The 8674-nt window shown below is 59.3% G+C and carries 7 protein-coding genes; 3 read left to right on the top strand and 4 right to left on the bottom strand.

What is annotated here, in order from left to right; translation table 11 throughout:
* Positions 1-294: 294 nt before the first annotated feature.
* From DBR18_RS22785 to DBR18_RS22770, 3 genes are all read right to left on the bottom strand, one after another.
* Entirely contained in the window at positions 295-1953 is a 1659-nt protein-coding gene (locus tag DBR18_RS22785; RefSeq protein WP_108592009.1) for a cation acetate symporter, read from the bottom strand.
* Complete coding sequence (locus DBR18_RS22780) at positions 1950-2261, bottom strand: DUF485 domain-containing protein (RefSeq protein ID WP_003222991.1); 312 nt, start codon at positions 2259-2261, stop codon at positions 1950-1952. Before DBR18_RS22780 ends, DBR18_RS22785 begins: the two co-directional genes overlap by 4 nt.
* Positions 2262-2511: 250 nt before the next feature.
* Positions 2512-3363: a glycine betaine ABC transporter substrate-binding protein gene (locus DBR18_RS22770; protein ID WP_003222989.1), complete on the bottom strand. Its 852-nt coding sequence runs from the start codon at positions 3361-3363 to the stop codon at positions 2512-2514.
* Between the two features lie 301 nt (positions 3364-3664).
* On the opposite strand from DBR18_RS22770, the gene DBR18_RS22760 reads away from it, so the two are divergent.
* Positions 3665-5260 carry a beta (1-6) glucans synthase gene (locus DBR18_RS22760; protein ID WP_108592007.1) on the top strand — a complete coding sequence of 532 codons (1596 nt, stop codon included), beginning with the start codon at positions 3665-3667 and terminating at the stop codon, positions 5258-5260.
* A gap of 122 nt (positions 5261-5382) precedes the next feature.
* Here DBR18_RS22760 and DBR18_RS22755 read toward each other — a convergent pair whose 3' ends face one another.
* Positions 5383-5751, bottom strand: coding sequence for a hypothetical protein (locus DBR18_RS22755; RefSeq protein WP_007969642.1), 369 nt, complete (start codon positions 5749-5751; stop codon positions 5383-5385).
* Between the two features lie 224 nt (positions 5752-5975).
* Here DBR18_RS22755 and DBR18_RS22750 point away from each other — a divergent pair, with 224 nt between their 5' ends.
* The gene (locus DBR18_RS22750) at positions 5976-7274 is read left to right on the top strand and encodes a serine/threonine protein kinase (protein ID WP_108592006.1); all 1299 of its coding nucleotides are present in this window, start codon (positions 5976-5978) and stop codon (positions 7272-7274) included.
* On the top strand, positions 7267-8055 hold the full coding sequence (locus DBR18_RS22745) for a VacJ family lipoprotein (RefSeq protein WP_108592005.1): 789 nt from the start codon (positions 7267-7269) through the stop codon (positions 8053-8055). Before DBR18_RS22750 ends, DBR18_RS22745 begins: the two co-directional genes overlap by 8 nt.
* Positions 8056-8674 lie beyond the last annotated feature (619 nt).

Genomic DNA, 8674 nt, shown 5'->3' with positions numbered 1-8674 from the left:
AGCGAGAGGAGGTGCAGCGAAGCAAACCGTAGGCGCTGCCCCCCGGATGAATCCCGGAGCGAAGGAACCCGAGCCTAAGCGAGGGCCGAACGTCAGGGCACAGACCTTTTGGTTACTTTTGGGGCGTTTGCCAAAAGTGACCCGCCGTAAGGGCGGAACCCTAAGCAGCCGTTACCGCAGCAACGGATATGTACTCATAAACACCAACCACGAAGGCCCAAGTCCGATAACCGCCCACAAAAAAATGCCCCGATCTCTCAACCAGGGCATTTCCTCAAACCATGCAACCAACGCTTAGTGCGAAACCGCCCCACTCGCCCCCAACCCGGTCTGCGAACGCACAAACTGCGGGAAGAACAGCGCCCGCTCGTTCTCGGCCGCCGCCGACTTGTCAGTAATCGAGAAGAACCAGATGCCGATGAACGCAATGATCATCGAAAACAGCGCCGGGTACTCGTAAGGGAAGATCGCCTTCTCGTGATGCAGGATCTGCACCCAGATGGTCGGGCCGAGAATCATCAGACCCACCGCACTCACCAGCCCCATCCAGCCACCCACCATCGCACCGCGGGTGGTCAACTTCTTCCAGTACATCGAAAGTAACAGCACCGGGAAGTTGCAGCTTGCCGCAATGGAGAACGCCAGGCCCACCATGAACGCGATGTTCTGACTTTCGAACAGAATGCCAAGGCCGATCGCCAGCACGCCCAGGGCGATGGTGGTGATCTTCGACACGCGAATCTCATCCTTGTCGTTGGCCTTGCCCTTCTTGATCACGCTGGCGTACAGATCGTGCGACACCGCCGACGCACCGGCCAGGGTCAGACCGGCCACCACCGCCAGAATGGTCGCGAACGCCACCGCCGAGATGAAACCAAGGAACACACTGCCACCCACCGCGTCGGCCAGGTGCACCGCCGCCATGTTGTTGCCGCCGAGCAGCGCGCCCGCCGCATCCTTGAAGTCAGGATTGGTGCTGACCAGCAGGATCGCGCCAAAACCGATGATGAAGGTCAGGATGTAGAAGTAACCAATGAAACCGGTAGCGTACAGCACGCTCTTGCGCGCTTCCTTGGCGTCGCTCACGGTGAAGAAACGCATCAGGATGTGCGGCAGGCCGGCAGTACCGAACATCAATGCCAGTCCCAGAGAGAACGCCGAAATCGGATCTTTCACCAGACCACCCGGGCTCATGATCGCTTCACCTTTGGGGTGAACCTTGATCGCTTCGGAGAACAGTGTGTTGAAATCGAAGTTGACGTGCTTCATCACCATCAGCGCCATGAACGAGGCGCCTGACAGCAACAGCACCGCCTTGATGATCTGCACCCAGGTGGTCGCCAGCATGCCGCCGAACAGCACGTAGAGGCACATCAGGATGCCCACCAGAATCACCGCAACGTAATAGTCGAGACCGAACAGCAGCTGGATCAGCTTGCCGGCGCCAACCATTTGCGCGATCAGGTAGAACGCCACCACCACCAGCGAACCGCAAGCGGACAGGGTGCGGATCTGGGTTTGCCCGAGGCGGTAGGACGCCACGTCGGCAAAGGTGTATTTGCCCAGGTTACGCAGGCGCTCGGCGATCAGGAACAGAATGATCGGCCAGCCCACCAGAAAGCCGATCGAGTAGATCAGGCCATCGTAGCCGGAGGTGAACACCAGCGCGGAAATCCCCAGGAAGGACGCCGCCGACATGTAGTCACCGGCAATCGCCAGACCGTTCTGGAACCCGGTGATCTTGCCGCCCGCCGCATAGTAGTCGGCGGCCGATTTGTTGCGTTTGGAAGCCCAGTAAGTGATGCACAGCGTCGCGCCGACAAACACCACGAACATGGCGATCGCGGAAACGTTGAGCGGTTGTTTGTGGACTTCGCCGGTCAGGGCGTCAGCGGCCCAGACGGCTGGTGCGAACGCTGCGATGCTCAAAAGAGCCAGTAGACGCCGGATCATTGCTGAGCCTCCTTGAGAATCGCATTGTTCAGGTCGTCAAACTCGCCATTGGCGCGCCGTACGTAGATCGCGGTCAGGATGAAGGCCGAGACAATCAGGCCGACGCCGATCGGAATGCCCCAGGTAATCGAAGACCCGGGACTGAGTTTCGCCCCGAGCACTTGCGGCCCGTAAGCGATCAACAGGATGAAAGCGGAGTAAAGCCCTAGCATGATCGCCGAGAGTATCCAGGCGAATCGTTCCCTTTTTCTCACCAGCTCCTTGAAGCGCGGGCTGTTTTGAATCGAGAGGTAAATGCTGTCGTTCATTGTTTTTATCCTCGCAGCACAGATTATTGTTGGAACATATCCACTGTATGCGGCTGCGGAACGGGTTCCAGACGACCTTAGTATTAGAACGACATGACGTTTTCGCCAATTTTCAGCACACAAAAAAAACTGTGGGAGCTGGCTTGCCAGCGATGGCGTCGTATCAGCCAACTAATCAGTTAACTGACAGACCGCTATCGCGGGCAAGCCCGCTCCCACAGGATGTGCGGTGAACCGAAGCGATTTGGGGTTATTTGGTCCAGTCAGCCACGCGATCCGGGTGCTTGGCCACCCAATCCTTGGCCGCCGCTTCAGGCTTGGCGCCGTCCTGGATGGCCAGCATGACTTCGCCGATTTCGTCTTTCGACGCCCACTGGAAGTTCTTCAGGAACTTGGCAACTTCCGGGGCTTTGGCGTCCAGCTCTTTGCTGCCGATGCTGTTCACGGTTTCAGCAGCGCCGTATACGCCTTTCGGATCGTCGAGGAAGCGCAGTTTCCACTTGGCGAACATCCAGTGCGGCACCCAACCGGTGACGGCAATCGATTCGTTCTTCTTCTCGGCACGGGTCAGCTCGGCAATCATGCCGGCGCCGGAACTGGCCTTGAGCGTATATTTGTCCAGGCCGTAATCCTTGATCGCCTGATCGGTTTTGAGCATCACGCCTGAACCGGCGTCGATGCCGACGATGCGGTTTTTGAAGCTGTCATCGGTTTTCAGGTCTTCGATCGATTTCGCCTTGACGTACTCCGGCACGATCAGGCCGATTTTCGCATCCTTGAAGTTCGGGCCGTAATCGACGACCAGATCCTTGTTCTTCGCCCAGTATTCGCCATGGGTGACCGGCAGCCAGGCCGAGAGCATCGCGTCGAGTTTGCCGGTGGCCACGCCCTGCCACATGATCCCGGTGGCAACGGCTTGCAGCTTCACGTCGTAGCCGAGTTTCTGCTTGATCACTTCGGCGGCCACGTGGGTGGTCGCGACGCTGTCGGACCAGCCGTCAACGTAACCGATGTTCAGGGTCTGTTTTTCAGCGCTGGCGAATGTGGAACTCATCGCAAGCACCAGAGCGGCACCTGCGCCTAAAAGTCGTCGCATCTTCATCGTTTACTTCCCCGAAATGCTGCGCCCGACGGATGCCGGGCATCGTCAACGTATTGTTATGGTGCACAGCGCCCCCATCACGCCTGACCGCAAACTCGTCCGAACATCAGTCGTCTTTTCTGTAAGGGTACTGACGCTTTCGATCATCGGCCTGACGCCAAACGCGACCTGCTCTGGTAGCGACCTCAAGACAACGAGAAACGACATCAGAAGGCCATTAATCACCTCTGAATAATTGGCGCCAGACAATCCGCCCGAACTTTGCATGTGCAAATCATGCAGGCCACCAACCCGCGGATAAATGCAGGTAACATGCGTCGCTTTGCAGCCACTCGGCCTGACCATGTCCGCGACTTCCCGCTTCCCGTTTGTTCCTTATCTCTTTGCCTGCCTGCTCGGCCTGTTTGCCCTTGGCGGCTTCTGGTACGGCCTCGGCAAACCGGTGATCCTGCCGGACGCCGCGACCCCGACGCACAAGTTGCAATGCGCCTCCTACACGCCGTTCGACAAGGATCAATCGCCGTTCGACGTGCCGTTCAAACTGCGCCCGGAGCGCATGGACGCCGACCTCGCGCTGCTGGCGACGCGATTCGAATGCATCCGCACCTACTCGATGACCGGCCTCGAAGCCCTGCCGGATCTGGCGCGCAAGCACGGTTTGAAGCTGATGATCGGCGCCTGGGTCAACAGCAATCCGGTGGATACCGCAAAAGAAGTCGACCTGCTGATTGCTTCGGCCAACGCCAACCCGGATGTGGTCAGCGCGGTGATCGTCGGCAACGAGGCCTTGCTGCGCAAGGAAGTCACCGGCGCGCAACTGGCGAAGCTGATCAACAAGGTCAAAAGCCAGGTCAAGCAACCGGTCACCTATGCCGATGTCTGGGAATTCTGGCTCAAGCACCCGGAAGTCGCGCCGGCGGTGGATTTCCTGACCATTCATTTGCTGCCGTACTGGGAAGATGATCCGTCGAACATCGACGTCGCCCTGCAACATGTGGCGGATGTGCGTCAGGTGTTCGGCAACAAATTCGCGCCCAAAGACGTGATGATCGGCGAAACCGGCTGGCCCAGCGAAGGTCGCCAGCGCGAGACCGCCCTGCCGAGTCGGGTCAACGAGGCCCGGTTCATTCGTGGTTTTGTCGCCATGGCCGAGAAGGAAGGCTGGCATTACAACCTGATCGAGGCGTTCGACCAGCCATGGAAGCGAGCCAGCGAAGGTGCAGTCGGTGGCTACTGGGGCCTGTTCGATGCCGATCGCCAGGACAAAGGCGTACTCGCCGGGCCGGTGAGCAACGTGCCGTACTGGAAGGAATGGCTCGCGGTCGGCGGGCTGATTTTCCTCGGCACGCTGCTGCTCGGCGGTCGGGTGCGCACGACGCAATCGGCGTTGGTTCTGCCCCTGCTCGCGGCGGTTGCAGCCTGCTCGATCGGCGCCTGGGGTGACCTGGCGCGAGTGACCACGCGGTTTGCCAGCGAATGGCTGTGGATCGGCTTGCTGACCGTGTTGAATCTGTTGGTGCTGGCGCATGCAACGCTGACCTTGAGCAACCGTCAGGGTTGGCGTGAACGCGCGTTCAATTTGCTGGAACGCCGCGCTGGCTGGCTGGTTGCGGCAGCAGGTTTTGCGGCGGCGGTGATGATGCTGGAGATGGTCTTCGACGCACGCTATCGCAGTTTTGCCAGCATGGCATTCATCCTGCCGGCGCTGGTGTACGTGTGCCGCCCGGTCAGCGTGCCGCGTCGGGAAATCGCCCTGCTGACCTTTATCATCGGCGCCGGCATTGCGCCGCAGCTGTATGAGGAAGGCTTGTTGAATCAGCAGGCGTGGGGCTGGGCGTTAGTCAGTGGGGTGATGGTGGCCGCACTTTGGCGCTGCCTGCGGGTTCGCAAGGGATGATCTTCAGCACCTGAGCCGGCCTCATCGCTGGCAAGCCAGCTCCCACAGGTTTTCGGTTCGTACATACATGGTGTGTTCACCCAAAACCCTGTGGGAGCGGGCTTGCCCGCGATGACTGACTGTCAGGCGCTACGAGACGCTCTGACCAACCGCAACCCGCCAATCACCACCGCAAACACCGCCAACGTCGTGTTGTACAACGCCAGTGCCGGCAACCCGAACACCAGCGCCAGCACCGCCAGCCACCACCCTGCCCGCCCCGGCAGGACAAAACCGAGCAGCGCCGCGCCCAGCGCGGTCCAGCCCAACACCTTGAAGTGAATCATCAGCCCCAGGTTCGAGCGCACCGCGCATTCCCAGCGGCTGGCCTCGTCGACGCAGATGCCGACCCACTGCCCATCCTCCATGAAGCCATAACGCGCGCCATAACTGGCGGCCAGCCACAGCGGCAACAGCACGAGCAATAGAATCACGGGCAAGCGGCGGGACATGAATCACTCCAATCTACGGAAATCGGCGGCCAGCTTAATCTGCCCGCACGCGTTGGCAAGCACTAACAACTGTTAACTGGTCATCCGCTCCGTGCAAAGTGTATCGTCCAGCTACTATTACTCCGAATTCTGCCTGTTTGGTGCCGAGGCATGGCACTTTGGCGCAAGCCCGGTGGTCATAGCCTGCGAACTTCATTCGGCACTTTCCTTTAAGGGATCCAGTCATGCTCCGTTCCTTGCGCTTCGCCGCGCTGTTCAGCGGCCTTATTCTGAGTGCGTCCGCACTGGCGGTGGATATCGATGCCGCCAGTTATGGCTATCCCCTGACCAACCCGTTCGAGGCGACCATCGCCACGACGCCACCGGACCTGCGCCCGGAATTGCCGTCCAATGACGACATCAACCAGTCCGACCACAGCATCACCTTGCGCCCGGAGCGGGCCTTCATCCTTCCGGACAACTTCTGGGCGGTGAAGAAACTCACCTACCGCATCGCCGAGCAGGACAAACCGGCGCCGCTGATCTTCCTGATTGCCGGCACCGGTGCGCGCTTTGACAGCACGCTCAACGAATACCTGAAGAAGCTCTACTACAAGGCCGGCTACCACGTGGTGCAGTTGTCGTCGCCGACCAGCTTCGACTTCATCAGCGCCGCTTCTCGCTTCGCCACCCCGGGCATCACCAAGGAAGACGCCGAAGACATGTACCGGGTGATGCAGGCCGTGCGCGCGCAACATCCGAAACTGCCGGTCACCGAGTATTACCTCAGCGGCTACAGCCTCGGCGCCCTGGATGCCGCGTTCGTCGCGCACCTGGACGAAACCCGGCGCAGCTTCAACTTCAAGAAAGTCCTGCTGCTCAACCCGCCGGTCAATCTCTATACCTCGATCACCAACCTCGACAAGCTGGTGCAGACCGAGGTTAAAGGCATCAACAACAGCACCACCTTCTATGAACTGGTGCTGAACAAACTGACCCGCTACTTCCAGCAGAAAGGCTACATCGACCTCAATGACGCCCTGCTCTACGACTTCCAGCAGTCGAAACAACACCTGACCAACGAGCAGATGGCGATGCTGATCGGCACTTCGTTCCGCTTCTCGGCGGCCGACATCGCCTTCACCTCCGACCTGATCAACCGTCGTGGCCTGATCACCCCGCCGAAATTCCCGATCACCGAAGGCACCAGCCTCACGCCGTTCCTCAAGCGTGCGCTGCAATGCGACTTCGACTGCTACCTGACCGATCAGGTGATCCCGATGTGGCGCGCCCGCACCGACGGCGGCAGCCTGCTGCAACTGATCGACCAGGTCAGCCTGTATGCCCTCAAGGATTACCTGCACGACAGCCCGAAAATCGCCGTCATGCACAATGCTGATGACGTGATCCTCGGCCCTGGCGACCTCGGTTTCCTGCGCAAGACCTTTGGCGATCGCCTGACCGTTTATCCGTACGGCGGCCACTGCGGCAACCTTAACTACCGCGTCAACAGCGACGCCATGCTGGAGTTCTTCCGTGGCTAAATATCTCCTGCTGATTGCAGCGCTCCTCAGTGCAGGCGTGGCCCAGGCCGACAACAGCAAAGCCAACGCGCCGGTGGTGGTCGACAGCGATGGTTTCAAGGAGCCGCTGTCCAAACTCAAGTTCAACCCGGGGCTGGACCAGCGTGAGTTCGAGCGCTCGACGCTCAACGCGCTCAACGTCTATGACCCGCTGGAGTCGTGGAACCGCCGTGTCTACCACTTCAACTACCGCTTCGACCAATGGGTGTTCCTGCCGGTGGTCGACGGCTATCGCTACGTGACGCCGAGCTTCCTGCGCACCGGGGTGAGCAACTTCTTCAACAACCTTGGCGATGTGCCGAACCTGGTCAACAGCCTGCTGCAGTTCAAGGGCAAACGTTCGATGGAAACCACCGCCCGCCTGCTGCTCAATACCACCATCGGCATTGCCGGTCTGTGGGACCCGGCCACCGCCATGGGCCTGCCGCGTCAGAACGAAGACTTCGGCCAGACCCTGGGCTACTACGGCGTACCGGGTGGTGCCTACTTCGTGCTGCCGATCTTCGGTCCGTCGAACATCCGCGACACCGCGGGCCTTGCCGTGGACTACACCGCCGAATCGGCGATCAACTACCTGAACGTGTCGAAAGTCAGCGAAAACCACCCGGAAATCTGGGCCTTGCGCGCCGTCGACAAGCGCTATCAGACCAACTTCCGCTATGGCCAGATGAACTCGCCGTTCGAGTACGAGAAGGTGCGTTACGTGTACACCGAGTCACGTAAGCTGCAGATTGCCGAGTAACTTCGGCGGCAATAAAAAGGGCCATTCGATGCGAATCGAATGGCCCTTTTTCATGACACAACACAGATCAAACTGTAGGAGTGAGCCTGCTCGCGATAGCGGTGCATCAGGCACATGAAAGGTGACTGACACGACCTCATCGCGAGCAGGCTCACTCCTACAAAGAACGATATTCAGCCTTTGATCGTGCGCCAGAAGAAGGTGCGCTACGTGTACACCGAGTCGCGCAAGCTGCAGATTGCCGAGTAACTTCGGCGGCAACAGAAAAGGGTCATTCGATGCGAGTCGAATGGCCCTTTTTCATGACACAACACAGATCAAACTGTAGGAGTGAGCCTGCTCGCGATAGCGGTGCATCAGGCACATGAAAGGTGACTGACACGACCTCATCGCGAGCAGGCTCACTCCTACAAAGAACGATATTCAGCCTTTGATCGTGCGCCAGAAGAAGGTGCGCTACGTGTACACCGAGTCGCGCAAGCTGCAGATTGCCGAGTAACTTCGGCGGCAATAAAAAGGGCCATTCGATGCGAGTCGAATGGCCCTTTTTCATGACACAACACAGATCAAACTGTAGGAGTGAGCCTGCTCGCGATAGCGGTGCATCAGGCACATGAAA

The sequence above is a fragment of the Pseudomonas sp. HMWF021 genome (assembly GCF_003061005.1).
GTDB lineage: Bacteria > Pseudomonadota > Gammaproteobacteria > Pseudomonadales > Pseudomonadaceae > Aquipseudomonas.
The sequence above is the reverse complement of the archived record's forward strand: the minus strand, read 5'-3'. Positions and strand labels throughout refer to the sequence as shown.